Source organism: Sorangium sp. So ce204 (assembly GCF_051526795.1).
Lineage (GTDB): Bacteria > Myxococcota_A > Polyangia > Polyangiales > Polyangiaceae > Sorangium > Sorangium cellulosum_B.
This window is the reverse complement of the sequence record NZ_CP150317.1, coordinates 3,178,911-3,195,880: the sequence shown is the minus strand read 5'-3', so window position 1 is coordinate 3,195,880 and position 16,970 is coordinate 3,178,911. Positions and strand designations below refer to the sequence as shown.

Sequence of the window (16,970 nt, the reverse complement as noted above, 5' to 3'; positions counted from 1 at the left end):
ATGTGGGGAAGAGGAAGGTCTGCACCCACATCATAACAGCCCTCCGCGCCGAAGGCTCGAGCGCCGGGAGGAGCGTCGCCTGTCAGCGCCAGTGGAAGTCCCACTCCTGGTTGGCTGCGTCCGGCCGGCACGCGTACACGCCGACCTGCGCGCCGGGATACGAAGCGCCGCCGAAGATATCGACGCACTGCCCGAGCGACTTGATAGGACCGTTCAGGTAGAAGTACTCGTTGTAGAGGCCTCGGCCGCAGCCGTCCCACAAGACGATGGGAGAGCCCGGCACCGGCATGCCGCCGGATACGTTGAGGCAGCGGTCGACGGCGAACGTCGCCTTGATCTCGCCGGCGAGGAAGCTCAACGTCTGGTACGACGCGGTGTTGATGCACGGCTTCAGCGTCGGCCGCGTGCCGAGGGGCGGGGTGCCGGGCGGCACGTCGACGCACAGATCGGTGCCCGTCAACTGCAGCCTGCTCGCCGCCGTCGCCGTCCAGCGCTCGCGCGCCGACGGCACCTCGCCGCAGCGGCGCACCTCGAGCGTCGAGCCGGCCGTCGTGCCGGTGGCGACGACGCACATGTTGCCCATGGCCCGCAGGCGCATGCCTTCGAACGAGAACAGCTCGTTGGGCGCGCCATCGATCAGGCCCCACGAGATGAGCGGCGTTCCGGACGTCGGCGAGACCGCGCCGCCGCCGACGTTCATGGCGAGCATCTCTCCGCCGATGGTCGCCCGGAGGTGGTGCCCGCCGGACGAGTGCGGCAGCTTCGACCAGGTGTCGTTGGGGGCATCCATGCACTGCCACGCGACGATGTCCTTGCCCCACTCGGTCGTGCCACCGTCGATGTTCAGACAGCGACCTCCGAGCCCCACGATCGAGCCGCCGTGCTTGCGCCCATAGACGTTCTGTGCGCCGATGACGTCCCAGGGAGACAGCGTACGATTCGTGTCGGCCAGGTTGCTGCAGTAGGTGGCCGCCATGATCGAGTCGGTGTCGGCCACCGGCGTCACCTCGCTGGCCCCCGTGTAGGCGACGCCGCAGTAGCCGCTCGGCAGGCAGACCTTGCCGTCGCCGCTCGCGCACTGGGCATTGGACGTGCACTTCATGCATTGCCCCGTCCAGTCGTCGCGGTCGAACTCGTGTGAGAACCCGAGCGCGTGCCCGAACTCGTGCATCGCGACGACCTCGACGCGGCCGTCGGTCGTGTCGAGCGTCATGTGCTGCGCGCCGCTGGGCCCCGGATAGCCCGCCCCGCTGTAGCTGCCGCCTCCCGCGGTGAGGTGGACGACGAGATAGCCGTTCGTGTTCGAGCCGCAGGGGCCCCAGTCTTCGAGCTTGATGTCTGCCGCGCGCTGCCACGAGTTGTCGACAGCGTCGCGGGCCCGAGCGAAGTACTCGAAGCGCCGCTGCCGCTCGCCGCTGGATACCAGATCGTCGATGCGATAACACACCGGCACCCAGCCGCCGGGCCAGGGGGTGCCGACCAGCTGGAGCGCGTCGTGGGTCGACGCGATCAGCTCCTCGTTCGCGGCCGCTTCGTCGCCCGGCTCGCTCGGTCCGCAGCCGGCCATGGCGGCGGAGACCACGGCGATGGAGACAGCTGAATGGCGCAGGACGAGCGATGAGAATCTGCGTTTCATTGAATATGTTCCTTCGTTCTGCTGGCGGCATGAAATGTCGAATTGAATCGCACGGACCAGCGAGCGCTCGGATGCGCTGCGCGCCACGAGCGCCTCGCCGTCGTCGAGAGAGGCTTATGCGCGCCGCCCGCCGCCGCTGACATCACGTGTCGATTCGTTCATCGCTCGCTCCCCGGTGGCCGCGCCGCCGCGCGGCCCGAGGCGCCTCGTCGGAAGGGAGGTATTCCCGGTGGGGTTGCGCTCGCAGGTTCCCTCACGGTCCCCCGATGCGAGGCTGCCGCAGGCCCCCGGCTCGCGGGTCGCAGCCAGCGCGCTCCGCGCTCCGCCGCCGCGTGGATTCGTACCGCCGGGTCAGCGATCCCTGGCGCGACGGTTCAGCGGCGTGAGGCAGGCTTCCCTACACCGCCGGCGGGCTCCCGCTCCGCCCAGGCGAAACGCTCACGCCGCCGCGCGGACCGGCGGCAGGCGGAACGCGGCCCCCTCGGAGCGGCTGCGCCGGCGGAACGCGCCCGGCGCCTCGCCCGTGTGCCGCTTGAACGCGCGGCTGAACGCGAACTCCGAGTCGTACCCGACCTCGGCCGCCACGGCGGCCAGCGAGCCGTCGCCCTCGGCGAGCAGCTCGGCCGCCCGCTGCATGCGGAGCTCGGCGAGGTAGCGGAGCGGCGGGACCCCCAGCTCGGCGAGGAACCGCCGCGCCAGCGCGGCGCGGGAGAGGCCCGCCGCCTTCGCGAGCGCCTCGACGCTCCAGCGCTCGGCCGGCTTCTCCTGCATGAGCCGGAGCGCGCGCGCGACGCGACGGTCGAAGGCGCGCGCGCCTCGGCGGTCGAGCGCGCGCGACGCGCGCCCTTCGCGCGCATGCTCGTGGCAGTGCAGCGCGTAGGCGAGCAGCGGCTCGAGCAGCGAGCGCGCCAGGTGGGCCTGCCCCGGGGAAGCCTCCGCGAGCGCGGCGCGCAGCAGGCCCACGACCGCAGTGAGCCCCGGCGCGCGCCGCACGTCGCCGGCCGGCAGGTGGACCACGGGCGCGAGCGCGGCGAGCGCCCCGCCGGGCGCGGCGGCGTAGGTCGCCGAGATCAGCTCCGCCTCGGCGAGAGCGCGCCCGGGCGGCGGCGCGACGCAGCGGAGGCTCTGCTCGCGGGGCCCCGCGCCGCGCGGGCCGAACCCGAGGAGCACGACGTCGCCGGCGTCGAGCTCCAGGGCGCACGCGCCGTCCTGCGAGAGGCGAAAGGCGCCCTGCACGACGACGTGAAGGCTCGGCGGATCGCCCGCGCTCGCGCGCCAGGGCGCGCCAGGGTGGCCGTGATGCCGGGAGACCACCACGCCGCGGGGAAGCAGCCGCTCCATCTCGTCCGCCATGCCCCATGGTTGCCCCCGCCGAGGCCGCTCGTCCAGCGCTCGCTCGCGGATCGAGACGCGCGAGCATGACTCCGCGCCTCGCGGTCATGGCGCGCGGGCGAGGGCCGCCGGAAGCTCGGGGCCATGACACGCCTCGATTCCACGCCGGATTCCACGCCGAACGACGAGCCGCACCCCCGCGCGCTGTCCGAGAAGGTCCAGAGCAGCCTGCTGAGGAGCCGGACCGTCCTGATCTTCGGGGAGATCACGAGCGAGCTGGCGCAGGCCACCACCGCGCAGCTCCTCGCCCTCGCGAGCGATGATGGCGAAAAGCCGATCCGGATCCTGATCCACTCGCCGGGCGGGCACGTGGAGTCGGGGGACACGATCCACGACGTGATTCGCTTCATCCGGCCCGAGGTCAAGGTGATCGGCACCGGCTGGGTCGCCAGCGCGGGCGCGCTGATCTTCGTCGCCGCGCGGCGGGAGAACCGGTTCGCGCTCCCGAACACGCGCTTCCTCCTGCACCAGCCGCTCGGCGGCGTGCGCGGCCCCGCGTCGGACATCGAGATCGAGGCGGCCCAGATCCTGGCCGCGCGCGAGCGGCTCAACCGCATCTTCGCGGAGGCGACGGGGCAGGCGCCCGCGAAGATCGCGCAGGAGACCGAGCGCAACCTGTGGATGACGGCGCGCGAGGCCCAGGAGTACGGCCTCGTGCATCGTATCGTCGAGAGCGCGCTGGAGGTCTGAGCGCGCCGACGTGCTGGTCGCGGATGATGGGTATGCCGCGCCTCGCGCCGTGAGGGCGCGCGGCGCGGTCAGAGGCGGTATCCCTCAGAGGCTGCCGGGGCCGGGGAAGTCCACGCCCCACCAGTAATGGTCGCGGAACTCGTTCCAGAGCGCCGCGCGCGTCTGCCCGGTCTCCGTGACGAAGACGCTCTCGTCGTACGGCAGCGCGTCGTAGGGCGCGAGGCTCCTGTTGAAGGCCGGGATGAACCCGGGCTTCTTGAACTGCTCGATCCAGAGGAGGAACGTCGCCATCTCACCGTCGTTCTGCACGAAGTTCCCGGCGGTCCGGACGGTGAGGTCGTGATGCCCGGCGCGCAGGCGCAGCGAGTCTGCGAGGCCCTCGATGATGTATCCGTTGCCGGTCCCCACGTCGTCGAGCTGATAAACGTGCGCGAGCTCGTGGTAGAGCGTGCCGATGATGACGCGCCGCACGTCGTCGCCGCTGTTGTACACATCGTTGATCCAGAGCGCGCTGAACGACACCGTGGCCACATCGCCGCTGTACTCGGCCCAGGCGTACCCCGGCTGGTCGACCACCCTGACGTTCAGGGTGTTCCTTCGCTTCCAGAAGGCGCCGGGCTGTGTATAGAGCCCCTCGACCACCTCGCGCGAGATCTCGCGCACGTCCCGCACGAGGGTGCTGCCGATCGCGTCGTTGAAGCGCTGTCCGCCCGTCGTCGTCGACTGGTTCTGGTACTGGACCGTCTGCGGGAGGACGGCGCGGTACGGATCGTCGGTCCGGAGGAGCTCGATCTCGCTGAGTTGCAGGACGGAGGTGTCGCTGGTGAAGTTGAACCGGTACTTCTGGTACGCCGTGGCGTTGTTGATGAAGTAATGGTTGCGCTGGAACCTGTTCGTGAAGCTCTGGCCCGCGCGGGTGTCGAGCGTTGTCCAGGTCACGCCGTCGTTGGAGCCCTGGAGCGTCCAGGACCTCGGGTCGCGCGCGGGGGAGTCGTTCGCAGAGGAGATGGCGTACCCGTCGATCGTGAACGCGGTGGGCAGCTCGTAGCGGATCCAGCCGGTGCTGCTGAACGTGAGCCACTTGCTGATGGGGCGGCCGTCGAAGGCCCTCGCCGCGGTCTCCTGCGGCCCGTTCTCCCCGCTCGCGGTGATCACGGGCGGCGTCGGCAGGACCGGCGTGCCCGGCGACCCGAAGAGCGCGAACTCGGAGAGCTGGATCTGGGCCCAGCCCCCGAGGTTCTGCTGGATCTCGAGGCGGAACTTCCTGTACGCCTGCGCGCCGGCGACCGTGTACGATCTCGTCTGGAAACGCGCCGAGAAGCTCTCGTTCGAGCGCGTGTCGAGCACCGTCCACGTCATGCCGTCGTTCGAGCCGAGGAGCCGCCAGGCGCGCGGATCGCGCTCCGGGAAATCGTTCGCCGAGGAGATGCTGTACGAGCCGAGCACGTACGCCTCATTGTTCGGCGAGTCGTACTGGAGGAAGCCCTGGCCCGCGAAGATGAGCCATTTCGTCCCGACATCCTCGTCGAAGGCGTTGTCGAGCCGCTCGCCCGCGGGAGAGTCGTAGGTGCTTGCATAGAAGGTGCCGCCCTCGAGCCGCGCATCCACGAGCGCCTGCTCGGCGGCCTCGACGTCGCCGTCGCCGAGCTCCTCGCCGAGGGCGCACGCCGAGAGCGCCGCCATGGCTACCAGGGCCGCGGTGTGTTGAAGAATCTTCGTCATCGCGTCTGCCTTCCTTTCCTGTTCGGATCGCTCGGGGCCAGGACAAGCGACGTCGTCGCACGCCAGGCCAGGAGCGCCGTTCTGCCTCAGGTCAGCCAGACACGCCCCGCGGGCCGCGCGGCCTCGACGAGGCTCGCAGATCCCGTGGATGCATGCCCACCGGGCGCGACGAGCTTCAGCCGTCCCGTGTTCTTCCGGAGACGCCTCTCGAGCTAACGAGATGATCGCCGCGCTGCGCGAAGCGCGCTGTCCAACCTGGCAGGGCGGCAATATGGCACCTCTCGTCGGGGGCGCAAGGCGGCACCGGCGCGAGGCCCGTTGAGCCACACGATCTCGGCGTGAATGCGCGCCGATCACCACGTTTCATACAGCTCTTGACAACCCCGCTTCACACTTCTTAACGCGAGCGTCAGATAAAGAGAGTAGAAGTCCCCCGCCGTTCGGCGATACTCGGCGCCCTCATGACGCCGCTTCCTGGAAGGGAATACCGCGCTCGACGAGATGTACGGAATCCGGGATCGGGGGAGGGCTGGACTCCGGCGCTCTCGACGAGGCGTCGTGGAGGAGCAGCTCTCAGGGGCGAGACCCCTCCCGCCATGGCGGAGAGCCCTGGCGGGAGCGTCCGGCTCACCAGCCCGTGGTACTCGTGGATCGCTGCATATCCCCCGCTATGGCCGCCGGCGCCTTGGCGACGCTCGTCCTCGAGGGCGTGCCCGTGTGGATTCACGTGGACCGGCCACCGGCTCAGCCCTTGTCGTCCTCGTCGTGGCGACGAAACCAGGCGCCCGTCTCGTTGCGTCCCTTGGGGGCGCGGTCGAGCCCTGCGCGGGAGCCTCAGGGCCGCTCGGACGCGGCCCTCGCCGAGGCCAGGCTCATGCGGCGAACGGCGGGGCCCAGCGGAACCCCGTGACGGTGATCCTATCCATTCGAGGCCTCCGCCGGCGCGGCGCCGTTCTCGCCGGTGATGGCGTCGATCTTCTGGAGGACCTTCGGCCATCCCTCGCTCATCTTGCGGAGCGCATGGTCGTTCTTCGGGGTCTGGAAGCCGGAGTGCACGAGGCGCAGCCGGGTGCCGCCGCTGACCGTGGTGAGCGTCCAGGTAACGACCGTCTCCAGACGCGAGCCATAGCCGGCGTTGGCGGCGTGTCCGCCCTTCCAGGTGTAGACAAGGCGCTCGTTCGGCGTGACCTCCAGCACTTCGCACTGGATGACGCCATCCCACTCGCCGGCCGGCGTGGTCTGGTAGGTGAAGCGGGCGCCCTTGGTCGGCTCGAAGCCGATCGGCTTCATCAGCCAGCGGCCCATCAATGCGGGCGTGGTCAGCGTCTTCCACACCATCTCGGGCGTGTGGGGAAACACCTCGTCAACGACGATCTCTCGGCTGTCGGCCACGATGGCGGCACTGTTCATGGATCGATCTCCTTCAGGAGGGTTCTGAGGTCGGCGAACCGCTCGCGCCAAAAGACGCCGTAGTGGCTCATCCAGTCGACCAGCGGCGCCAGCCCCTCCGGCTGGGCGCGGTAGTAGACCTTGCGCCCCTCGGGGCGCTCGGCGACCAGGCCGGCCTGCTTCAGCGACTTCAGGTGCTGAGAAATGGCGCCCTGGGTCACGCCGCTGCCCCGCGTCAGCTCCACCACGGTGATCTCGTCGGAGCTGACGATCCGCTCGAACACGGCCCGCCGAGTGGGATCGGCAAGCGCGCGCATGACGGCGTCGATCGCGGCGGCTTCGGCCATGCCCAATACATTAGTCAATACTCATCAATTAGCAAGTACTAATCTATCGTGACACACCCCAGGCGCGGCCTGCGCTGGCACCTCTGCGCCTCGGCCCCCGGCGCGGCGCCTCCGTCGCCGCGTCCTCAGGCAGCGCAGCGCAGCAGGATCTTCCCCTGAACGACGCGCGCCCGCAGCGCATCGAGCGCGTCGGCGACACGCTCGAGCGGCCATGTCGCGTGGACGACCGGCTCGAGCGCCCCGCTCTCGACGAGCGAGAGCACCTCGTCCATCGTGCGCGAGAACCGCTCCGGCGCCTCATCGACCACCGTGAACAGGTCGCTCATGGCGAGCGATACGCTGCGTCCGAAGCCGTCCGCGAGCGCGGCGCCGAGCTCGACGCCCGGCGGCCCTTCGAGGAAGCCGAAGGACACGAGGCGGCCGAAGGGCGCGAGCAAGCCGAGATCGCGCGCGAGCGTCGCGCCGCCGGTCGCGTTGAGCGCCGCATCGACGCCGCGCCCATCGGTCAGCGCGCGCACCCGCGCCGCGACGTCCTCGCGGCCGTGGACGATCGCGGCGGCGGCGCCGTTGCGCGTCGCATGATCCACCTTGGAGGCGTCGCCGACGAGCGCCACCGCGCGCACGCCGAGGTGCCGCGCGAGCTGCAGAGCGGCGGTCCCGACGCCGCCGGCCCCGCCGTGCACGAGCACCGCCTCGCCGGGGGCGATCCGGGCGCGCTCCCGCAGGAGCACCCACGCCGTCGCGTAGTTGACGATCGACGCGGCGGCGCGGTCGAGCGGCACACCGTCGGGCACGATCGCGGCGCGGCGCGCCTCGACGTCGGCGAGCTCGGCGAACGCGCCGGTGTGCGGCGTGCCCATCGCGACGACGCGCGCGCCCGCCGCCGGCCCCCGCGCGCCCTCGCCGAGCGCCTCGACCGTGCCCGCGAGCTCGAGGCCGAGCCCCACGGGCATCGGCGTGAGGGGGAGCTTCCCGTCGGCGAGGAGCAGATCGATGTGGTTTACCCCGGCGAACGCGACGCGCACGCGCGCGTGCCCGCGTGGAACGGGGCCGAGCTCCCGCTCGCCGATCACAGCGCCGCCCGCGCCCGGGCCCGGCCTTAGCAATGCAGCTCTCATCCGTGCTGTCCCTCCGCGTTGAACAGGCCCCAACGTGCGGGCGCGCGGTCCGCCAGTCCAATGGATGCACCGGATGCTATGCATTCACGCCGTGAATCTCTCTGCGCTCGACCTCAATCTTCTCGTCGTCCTGGAGGCGCTGCTCGAGGAGCGCAGCGTGACCGCCGCCGGCAAGCGCGTGGGCCTGAGCCAGCCCGCGACGAGCAACGCCCTCGGCCGGCTCCGCGCGCTGCTCGGCGATCGCCTGCTCGTCCGGCGCGGCCGCGCGCTCTTCCTGACGCCCCGCGGAGAGCAGCTCCGGCGCGACGTGCGCCCGGCCCTGGACCGCCTGCGGGCGGCGCTCGCCCGCCGCCCGGCGTTCGACCCCGCGGCGCTCTGCGACGAGCTGCGGGTGGGCATGAACGACTACGCCGCGTACGTGCTGCTGCCGCGGCTCGTCCGGCGGCTCCGGGCGCGCGCGCCGAGGGCCAGGCTCGCGGTGCTGCAGTTCGAGACGCGCGACGCCGTCCGGGCGCTCGACGCGGGCGAGGTCCACGTCGGCCTGGCAGTGGAGGGGCCCGGGCTGACCGGGCTCGCGTCCCGGCCGCTCCTGCGCGACGACTTCGCCATCGTCTGCCAGCCTCCCGCGCCGCGCACGCTGCGCTCGTTCCTCGCGCGGCCGCACCTGCTCGTCTCACCGTACGGCGGGCGCGTCGGGGTGGTCGATCGCGCGCTCGCCGCCCAGCAGCTCGAGCGCGACGTCCACGTCACGCTGCCGCACTTCCTGATGGCGCCGCACCTGCTTTCGGGCACCGATCTCATCGGCGTCCTGGCTGGCGAGGTCGCGCGGGACATCGCCCCCGCGCTGAAGCTCGTCGTCGCGCCGCCGCCGCTCGCTCTCCCGGGCTTCACGCTCTCGGCCGTCTGGCACCCCAGGCTCACGGACGATCCGGCGCACGCTTGGCTGCGCGAGCAGCTCGCGGAGGCCGCGGCCGAGCAGCAGGCGTCGGCGCGGTGACGCCGGATCGCGCGACGTCGCGCGAGATCGCGCGAGATCGCCTACAGAGGGGCGAACGTGCACGCACCGCCGGCGCAGACGGGCCTGGACGCGAGGCACGCAGGCGTGCCGTAGGGGCAGCCCATCCTCCGATGCTCGCGACACACGGTCGCGTCGAGGTGGACGATGAGGCGCCTCATCTGCTGGACGCCCGCCCGGTTGACCACCTCACCACAGGTGCCGCCGCAGTCGGTGCTCGTATCGACGATGGAGCAATCGTTGTCGGAAGCGCATGCCCGGTAAGCGGCCCGGACACGCTCCACCTGGCCGGAGGCGCGGGCATGCAGCTGCTGACAGGCCCTCCAGTCCACCTCTCTCTCGTCCTCCGTGCGTTCCATCGTGTCGGCGAAGCCCGCGATCGCGAGCCCGAATGAAGCCATGGCAAAGAGCGCGGAGATCCCCAGACGAGTCCGGTTCGTTTTCATGCTGCCTCCATCGCGCGCGTGCTCGTGTTCGCCGGCGACGCGGGCGCATCGCGCGGCGACTCGCGTGTCATGAGGCTCCACCCGCGGAAACGGAAGGCGCTCGACGGCGCGTGCCACGGCACAGGTAACCGCGAAACGCCTGTTCTACGTGCCGAGGCCGCGGCCGCCCGCAGGGTTCGCTGCCTGCGCGGGGTGAGCCGCCGGAAACCACAGCCGGAAGGTCGAGCCCTGGCCCGGCGGGCTCTCCGCGGCGATGCTGCCGCCGTGCGCCTCCATCAGCCCCTTGACGATGTAGAGGCCCAGGCCGAGCCCCGTGTTCTTCTCGCGCGCCCGCGGGGCCTGGAAGAAGCGATCGAACAGCCTGCCGAGATCCGACGCCGCGATGCCCGGGCCGCGATCCTCGACCGTCAGCGCCGCGCCTCCCGACTCCGGACGGAGGGTCACGCGGATGGGCGAGCCGGCGCCGGAGTACTTGGCGGCGTTGTCGAGCAGGTTCGTGAGGATCTGCGACAGCCGGGCCGGATCGACGAAGACCTCGGGCACACGCCCCTCCACGTCGAGGGTCACCGGGTGCTGCCCGAGGGTCGGCTCGATCTCGGTGAGCAGCGCGCGCGTCGCCTCCTCCAGCGACACGGACTGGCGCTCGAGCGAGACCCGCCCGAGCTCGATGCGAGAGACGTCGAGCAGGTCCTGGCTCATGTGCGAGATCCGGCGGCCTATCCGGCGCAAGCATTGGAGTTGCTGGATCGACACGACGACCGAACCGTCCTCGCGTTTCGCGAGCAGCCCGTCCAGGAGCAGCGTCATGGCCGCGACGGGGTTGCGGAGATCGTGAGCGATCACGGCCGCGAACTCGCTGCGCAGGCTGTCCGCCTCGCGATGGGCCTCCTGCGTGCGCTCGACTTGCTGGGCGTAGGCGATGGCCAGCGCCGACTGCGCGGCGAAGAGCCGGACCATACGCTCGTCCTCCTCCGCGAACTCGGCGCCACCGTCCTTGTCGCACAGATAGAAGTTTCCGAACACCTTCTGCCCGATGAGCAGCGGGACGCCGAGGAAGGACGTCATTGCGGGGTGATGCGCAGGGAAGCCGCACGACCGCGGATCGGCGTGGATATTCGACACCCGGCTGGGCCGCGGGTCGTGGATGAGCGCGCCCAGGAGCCCGCGGCCCTCGGGTAAGCGGCCGATGTCGCCGGCGACCTTCTCGGTGATGCCGACATAGATGAAGTCGGAGAGCCCGGTGCCCTCGGCGTCGAGCACCCCCAGGGCGCCGTAACGGGCGCGGGTCAGCTCGCAGGCCTGCTCCACCAGGCGGCGCAGCAGCGCGTGCAGGGGCATGGCGGCCTCGATGTCCATGGCCACGTCGCGGAGCAATCGCAGCCGGCGGGCCTCGCGGCGCTCGGCGTCGCGCAGCCGCGCTTGCCGCAGCCCGAGCGCACAGGCGCCCGCCACGCCCCGGAGCAAGCGGCGCTCGATCCGGTTGAGCTTCCCCGGCTTGCGCCGCGCGAGCCCCAGCACCCCGACACGCTCGCCCCCCGCGCTCAGGGGGAACGCAAACACCGCGTGGAGCCCGAGCTCGAGCAGGCGCAGGGTGCCGCGGAAGGGGCCCTCTGGCAGATCCTCGATGCGCGCGACCTCCTGGATGTCGCCGGTCTCGACGGCCAGCGCCATGACGCTGGCAGCCAGGTTCAGGTTGCAATCTCGCGCGAATACCTCGGGAACGCCGACCGAGGCGACCAGCCTGAGGCGTTCGCCTCCCTCGGTGGCGACGAGAAACACGGCATCGGCGCGAACGGCGGCGGCCACCTCGTCGAGCAGCCCATGGGCCAGGGCCGAGGGCTCGTCCGCGCTGGGCAGCGCGGTGCCGACGCTGGCCACGAGATCGGCGAGCCGGATCGCGAAGGGCTGATCGGCGACGTTCTCGAAGACAAGCAGCGCCTCGCCGGCCGACGCGCGGCAGCGCACGAGCAACAGCAGGCTGCGGCCGGTCGGTCGATCGTACCAGACCTCCTCGTCGCTGAAGGACTCGCCGCGAAGCGCGCGCCGCCACGGCAACTCTCTCTCGGCGAGGACCGCCTGGCTCCCGAGCCGTGATATCTCGAAGCGCTCCGACAGGCGTTCCGGGGTCGGTGACTCCATCTCCAGGAGCTCGCTCAAGGACGCGCTCGCCTGGGCTCCATCCGTGCTGGTCAGCCTCATCACTGGCCAGGGGAGCAACGACTCCACGATCATGCGGGAGCTTTTGGTGCGCCCGCGGGCGACCGTCCAGATCACGCCGGCGGCGAGCGCCGGGCGCATCGGGATCGATGACGTGAGGTCGAGCGGCGGCTCCGCCAGGTCGCGCTCGGCAGGGGCTCCGACCCGCGGACCTACGGCGCCTTGGCGCAGCGGAAGCCGATGCTCCAGCCGCGCGCCGTGGAAGCGCTCGGGCGGCGGTGCGCGGAGCGCACATACTGGCTCTCGACCGTATCCCACCCGCCGCCGCGGAGCACACGGCGGGAGTCGTCGCAATCGTCCCTGTCGTAAGGGCAATAATGGCTCTCGGTCCACTCCCAGACGTTGCCGGCCAGGTCCAGGGCGCCGGCGGGCGATGTCCCGGCCGGCGATCGCCCGACGGGGGCGGTCGCCGGGGCCGCGTCGTCGTCGTTGTACATGCGAGGCCACGGCCCCTTCCCCACCTTCTCCAGCCGCTCCGTCAGCATCCGGCTGCACTCGGGCCCGCAGGCGTTGAGGCGCTCGCCCGAGGGAGGCGCGTGGCCCCAGGGGTAGGTCCGAGCGTCCTTGCCGCGCGCCGCGAGCTCCCACTCCGCCTCGGTGGGCAACCGCTTGCCGGAGGCGGCGCAGTACGCCTTCGCCTGGTACCAATCGACGCAGTTGATGGGGTGGTCCAGCGCCTCGGGGCCGTTGCAGAACTGGCTCCAGAAGGAGCGGCCGCTGGGCGTGAGCCCCTCCGACTCGACGGTTTGCCGCGGGCGATCGCAGGCCTTGCAGTCCGAGTAGGCCTTCACCGTCACCTCGGTGACGTCGAGGCAAAACCGACTCACGGTCACGCCATGTCGCGGCGTCTCGTCGCTGGGCGTCTCCGCGTCCGCGTCGGAGCCCATCTGGAACTCGGTGCCTTCGACGAGCACCATGCCGGCAGGGCAGCCGCCCGATCCGGCCGACGGCTCGCGCAGGAAGAGGTACCCCCCCGCGCCCGCGGCGCACGCGGCGGCGGCGAGCGGCGCGGCGCGGCGGAGGCGCCTCTCTCGCGCGCGCTCGCCGCCTCCGCGGCCCCGCGCCGCCGGCCGCTCCGCGGCGCGCTGGTGGAGCACGGTGTGGCCAGCCGCGGTGTCCGGGACAGGGGCTGCCGTCACAGGGCCGCCCGCGAGCGCGCCTGAGCTCTCGAGCGTGCCCGAGGTGACAGGCGCTCTCGCGAGCTCGCCGGCGCCGCGGGGAGCGCCCAGAAGAGCGGCCGGCGCGGCCACGGTCGTGGCGAACGCGGCCGGGTGATGGCGGCCCGCGGGGGCGTCGACATCCGCCGTCCGGACCTCCAGGCTCAGGAACGCGTCGACCATCTCGCGCGCCGACTGGAATCGGCAGGTCGGATCGACGGAGAGCGCCTTGGAGAACCAGTCGTCGATCGACGCCGGCAGGCCCGGCCTCTGCTCGCTGGCGGGGCGGAACCTCCCCTTCAGGACCGCCGCGCCGACGGCGACGAACGAGCTGCCCTGGAACGGCTGCGCGCCGGTCAACGCCTCGTAGAGGATGACGCCGAGCGACCAGAGATCGGAGCGGAGATCGACGTCCTTGCTCCCCTCGAGCTGCTCGGGGCTCATGTACGGCGCCGATCCGATCACCATCCCTGTCTCGGTGAGCGCGGGGTTCGCCGCCGGCACGGCCGTGTCGCCCGCGACCTTCGCGACGCCGAAGTCGAGCACCTTGACGAAGAGCGGGTATCCCTGGCCCCCCTCCGTGATGAAGACGTTGTGGGGCTTGATGTCGCGGTGCACGATGCCGAGCTCGTGGGCGCTCTCGAGCGCGCTCCCCACCTGCCGCGCGAGCGACCTCGCGGTGGCGAAGCTGAGGCGACCGCCGCGCTCGAGGAGCTCGGCCAGCGAGAAGCCGCGCAGGAGCTCCATCACGAGGTACGGCACGGCGCCGTCGACGACGCCGTAGTCCATGACCTGCACCACGTGCGGGTGCGCGATCCGCGCCGTGGCCCTCGCCTCGCGCTGGAAGCGCGCGACGAGGGCAGGACGCTCCGCCGCCCGCTCGGGGCGGATGAACTTCACCGCGACGTCGGTGTCGAGGGCGAGGTGCCGCGCCGCCCACACGACGCCCATCCCGCCCTGCCCGAGAGGCCTCAGCAGGTGCAGCTTGTCCGCGATGACGGCGTCGGCTCGGAGCTCCACGAGGACCAGGCGGATGGTACCACCGGCGCGCCGGCGGCCGCATCGTGGCCGGCGGGAGCCTGCCGTCAGGCGGGGGGAACCAACTCCCCCACCCTGCCGGAAGGATGGAACCGCCAAGGCGCCAGAAGACGCCAAGAGACGCCACTATTTTTGTGTTTTACCTGGCGTCCTTGGCGTCCTTGGCGCGCTTGGCGGTTCAAAAGACCCCGCCTCCGGCCAGCGCGGCTACGGCTTCGCCTTCTCGTCGAGGAAGCCGGTCACCCACGCGAACGGTGCGTTCCAGTTGATCGTGATCTCGTTCACGCTCCAGGCCTCGATGTTGTCAACGAAGCACCGCTGCGGGACGCACCCCTTGAGGCCGGCGCTCTGGGCGTGAGGATCCTGGAGCGAGGAGTTCGGGCCGCCGGAGACGGCGCCGGGCGGCGCCTTCGGGAACTTGCTGTTCGCCTGGTGCGACCAGAACCGGTGGTGCGGGTTCTCGAGCGGCTTGTCGCCGTAGCCGGTCACGTACGACTGCCCGAGCGGGTTGCGCCCGAGGAGGTAGTCCATGCCCAGCACCACGCCGTCGAGGTACTTCGGCTGCTTGGTGAAGTCGTGGGCGAGCGCCACCACGAGCATGTTGTTCAGCACGCCCGAGTTCGAGCCCCAGTCGTACTTGCCTTCACGCGTCCGGGCGATGAGCGTCCGGTACCCCTCCTTGTCGGCGATGGCGAGGTACTGGTCGGCCGCCTTCGCGATGCGGCCGCGGATCTCCTTCTGCCACGCCGCGTCCACGTGGCCGGGCACGATCGCCATCGACATCTGGCCGAGCGCGTCGGTGACCCGCCAGTTCATCGACGCCGCGCCCCCTTCGACCTCCGTCGGGAAACGCGCGTTGAGCGGCGAGGCCTGCAGGAACTTCTTGTACTCCGGCTTCCCCGTCGTGACGAAGAGCTCCGCCGCGGCCCAGTAGAACTCGTCCTTGGCGTCCGTGTCGTCGTAGGGCCCACCGCCCTTGTCGCCGCCGGGCGGCGCGTAGAGGGCCGGGTTCTGCTTCGCCGCCGCCCAGGCGCGCTCGGCGGCCTTCAGGCACTTGGCCGAGAACGCCGCGTCCACCGTCTTCCAGATGCGCGCGCACTGCGCCCCCGTGGCCGCGACGTTGAGCGTCGCCGCGGTGCTCGGCTTGTGGAGGAAGCGCGCCTGCTTGTCCTCGTGCGGCGCGAGGCCGAGGCCCGTCCACGACGCGTCGTGCATCTTGTGGTGGACCATGCCGGCGAGCGGCTTGCCTTCCGGCACCTGCATGCCCATCAGGAACTCGAGCTCCCAGCGCGCCTCGTCGAGGATGTCGGGCACGCCGTTCTTGCCCTCGGGGATGTTGAGCTTGCCGTCCGCGAAGTCGGCGCTCGAGGCGCCGATGTGCTTCGTGCGCTCGTACCAGTTGAGCAGCGTCCAGACCGAGATGCCGCCGTTGACGACGTACTTGCCGTGGTCGCCGGCGTCGTACCAGCCGCGGGACGCGTCGAGCGCATACTCGCAGCCGCTGTCCTTCAGGCAGGGCGTGCTCTTGTCGTGGAGGTGCCCCGCCGGGCGCGCCAGCTCGGGCTTGCCGGCGAACGGCATCTTGATCTCGATGCCGCTCCGGTTGTGGTAGAAATACGCGAGCGCGTCGTACTTGAGCTTCTGGTAAAGGCCCGTTCCAATGTCGAACGGGAAGCTCTTCTCCTCGCCCACCTTGAGCACGTAGCCCTGGCCAGGCGCCTTGACGGCCGTGAAGTCGACGAGGTGGACGTGATCGCCGGAGGCGCCGTCCTTTCCGAAGACCTTGGTCTGGCCGTGGGCGACCGCCTTGCCGGAGGCGTCGAGCAGCTCCCACGCGACCGGCGCGGTCGCCGCGCTGTTCACGGTGGCGATCTTGATGGCGCCGGGCAGATACCCGACCTGGTTCACGGCGACCTTGGGCGCCGCCGCCTCGGTCACGGGCGCGGCGGCCTTGAACTGCGGGTCGTCCAGGCGGATGTCGTCGATGCAGACCTCGAACGGCTCCTTGGCCGACGCCATGCCGCCGCCGATGTGGAACGCGAGCTCCGCCGTGGCGTCATCGGCCTTCCCCATCGTGAACTTGCCGGAGAAGGTCTTGGGCTCGGTCCCGAGGATCACGGTGTCCGACCAGTACTCCTCGTAAGGCGGCCCCGACATGCCGACCTTCGGGCGCGCCTTCGTGGGCGAGGACGCCCAGGCCTTGTACTGAAGGGTGTAGCTGTGCCCCTTCTGGATCACCATCTCCCGGTGGCGGAACTGGGCGTCCCAGTTGTTCGACCCCTTGTTCGTCACCGTGACGCAATAGGCCCCCTTCTTCACCTCGGCGCTGCCCGCGCCAGGCGCGGTGAACGAGGTGGTCCAGGGCAGGCTCTTGTTGTCGTCGAAGTCGGACGCCTTGAGCAGGTTGGTCTGCGCGGGCCCTTCGCCCCCCGCGGCGCTCGCGTCAGCGCCCGGGCTCGCGCCGGCAGGAGGGGCGGCCCCCGCGCCGGGGCCCTGCGTTACCACGCATCCAGCGCTCAGGCCGAGCGCGAGCGCGAGCGCGGACACCCGCCCCGCTCGGGGGAGGATCGACTGCTTGAGAAAAAGGTCCTTCATAAGTCCTCGGTTCACGGCTGGGAGCAATCGGCGCATAGAAGGCGGCGATTCCGTCCGTCTTGTCAAGCGCAATCCTTACGGATGCGCGGGTTCGAGGCGTCGCGGCGGCCGTCCCGTCGACCTTCGCCAGCAGCCAGCGACGCGCGACCCGCCGTCACCCGCCATCCCGCGCGGCCCTGCGGAGCGCGGCGATCCCGCGTGATCTGCG

General features: G+C 71.2%; 12 protein-coding genes. 2 read left to right on the top strand and 10 right to left on the bottom strand.

The genetic code is table 11. The annotated features are described in order from the left end of the window. Positions 1-82 precede the first annotated feature (82 nt). Together WMF22_RS12205 and WMF22_RS12200 are read right to left on the bottom strand one after the other, a co-directional pair. A complete protein-coding gene (locus WMF22_RS12205) occupies positions 83-1,636 on the bottom strand; it encodes a M12 family metallopeptidase (protein ID WP_438035866.1) in 1,554 nt (517 codons plus the stop codon). A gap of 438 nt (positions 1,637-2,074) precedes the next feature. Beyond that, positions 2,075-2,989 (bottom strand): helix-turn-helix domain-containing protein, encoded by a 915-nt coding sequence (locus tag WMF22_RS12200; protein ID WP_438035865.1) that lies wholly within the window; start codon positions 2,987-2,989, stop codon positions 2,075-2,077. Between the two features lie 123 nt (positions 2,990-3,112). Here WMF22_RS12200 and WMF22_RS12195 point away from each other — a divergent pair, with 123 nt between their 5' ends. Then, on the top strand, positions 3,113-3,718 hold the full coding sequence (locus WMF22_RS12195) for an ATP-dependent Clp protease proteolytic subunit (RefSeq protein ID WP_438035864.1): 606 nt from the start codon (positions 3,113-3,115) through the stop codon (positions 3,716-3,718). 84 nt (positions 3,719-3,802) lie between these two features. On the opposite strand, the gene WMF22_RS12190 is transcribed toward WMF22_RS12195, so the two are convergent. From WMF22_RS12190 to WMF22_RS12175, 4 genes are all read right to left on the bottom strand, one after another. Continuing rightward, a complete protein-coding gene (locus WMF22_RS12190; RefSeq protein ID WP_438035863.1) occupies positions 3,803-5,440 on the bottom strand; it encodes a basic secretory protein-like protein in 1,638 nt (545 codons plus the stop codon). Between the two features lie 918 nt (positions 5,441-6,358). Further along, positions 6,359-6,850, bottom strand: coding sequence for an SRPBCC family protein (locus WMF22_RS12185; protein ID WP_438035862.1), 492 nt, complete (start codon positions 6,848-6,850; stop codon positions 6,359-6,361). Then, on the bottom strand, positions 6,847-7,176 hold the full coding sequence (locus tag WMF22_RS12180; protein WP_438035861.1) for an ArsR/SmtB family transcription factor: 330 nt from the start codon (positions 7,174-7,176) through the stop codon (positions 6,847-6,849). The genes WMF22_RS12185 and WMF22_RS12180 overlap by 4 nt, the downstream gene beginning before the upstream one ends. Positions 7,177-7,301: 125 nt before the next feature. Further along, on the bottom strand, positions 7,302-8,294 hold the full coding sequence (locus WMF22_RS12175; RefSeq protein ID WP_438035860.1) for a quinone oxidoreductase family protein: 993 nt from the start codon (positions 8,292-8,294) through the stop codon (positions 7,302-7,304). Positions 8,295-8,385: 91 nt separating this feature from the next. On the opposite strand from WMF22_RS12175, the gene WMF22_RS12170 reads away from it, so the two are divergent. Next, entirely contained in the window at positions 8,386-9,291 is a 906-nt protein-coding gene (locus WMF22_RS12170) for a LysR family transcriptional regulator (RefSeq protein ID WP_438035859.1), read from the top strand. 41 nt (positions 9,292-9,332) lie between these two features. Here WMF22_RS12170 and WMF22_RS12165 read toward each other — a convergent pair whose 3' ends face one another. From WMF22_RS12165 to WMF22_RS12150, 4 genes are all read right to left on the bottom strand, one after another. After that, complete coding sequence (locus WMF22_RS12165; protein WP_437299270.1) at positions 9,333-9,755, bottom strand: hypothetical protein; 423 nt, start codon at positions 9,753-9,755, stop codon at positions 9,333-9,335. Positions 9,756-9,899: 144 nt separating this feature from the next. Then, the gene (locus WMF22_RS12160; protein ID WP_437299269.1) at positions 9,900-12,230 is read right to left on the bottom strand and encodes a sensor histidine kinase; all 2,331 of its coding nucleotides are present in this window, start codon (positions 12,228-12,230) and stop codon (positions 9,900-9,902) included. Further along, positions 12,125-14,149, bottom strand: a complete 2,025-nt coding sequence (locus WMF22_RS12155; protein WP_438035858.1) for a bifunctional serine/threonine-protein kinase/formylglycine-generating enzyme family protein — start codon at positions 14,147-14,149, stop codon at positions 12,125-12,127. The genes WMF22_RS12160 and WMF22_RS12155 overlap by 106 nt, the downstream gene beginning before the upstream one ends. A gap of 225 nt (positions 14,150-14,374) precedes the next feature. Next, positions 14,375-16,762 carry a glycoside hydrolase family 9 protein gene (locus tag WMF22_RS12150; protein ID WP_438035857.1) on the bottom strand — a complete coding sequence of 796 codons (2,388 nt, stop codon included), beginning with the start codon at positions 16,760-16,762 and terminating at the stop codon, positions 14,375-14,377. Positions 16,763-16,970 lie beyond the last annotated feature (208 nt).

Bases quoted from the DNA above. Each gene is read 5' to 3' on its own strand.
- WMF22_RS12205 (WP_438035866.1), bottom strand. From the start codon at position 1,636: ATGAAACGCAGATTCTCATCGCTCGTCCTGCGCCATTCAGCTGTCTCC.
- WMF22_RS12200 (WP_438035865.1), bottom strand. From the start codon at position 2,989: ATGGCGGACGAGATGGAGCGGCTGCTTCCCCGCGGCGTGGTGGTCTCC.
- WMF22_RS12195 (WP_438035864.1), top strand. From the start codon at position 3,113: ATGACACGCCTCGATTCCACGCCGGATTCCACGCCGAACGACGAGCCG.
- WMF22_RS12190 (WP_438035863.1), bottom strand. From the start codon at position 5,440: ATGACGAAGATTCTTCAACACACCGCGGCCCTGGTAGCCATGGCGGCG.
- WMF22_RS12185 (WP_438035862.1), bottom strand. From the start codon at position 6,850: ATGAACAGTGCCGCCATCGTGGCCGACAGCCGAGAGATCGTCGTTGAC.
- WMF22_RS12180 (WP_438035861.1), bottom strand. From the start codon at position 7,176: ATGGCCGAAGCCGCCGCGATCGACGCCGTCATGCGCGCGCTTGCCGAT.
- WMF22_RS12175 (WP_438035860.1), bottom strand. From the start codon at position 8,294: ATGAGAGCTGCATTGCTAAGGCCGGGCCCGGGCGCGGGCGGCGCTGTG.
- WMF22_RS12165 (WP_437299270.1), bottom strand. From the start codon at position 9,755: ATGAAAACGAACCGGACTCGTCTGGGGATCTCCGCGCTCTTTGCCATG.
- WMF22_RS12150 (WP_438035857.1), bottom strand. From the start codon at position 16,762: ATGAAGGACCTTTTTCTCAAGCAGTCGATCCTCCCCCGAGCGGGGCGG.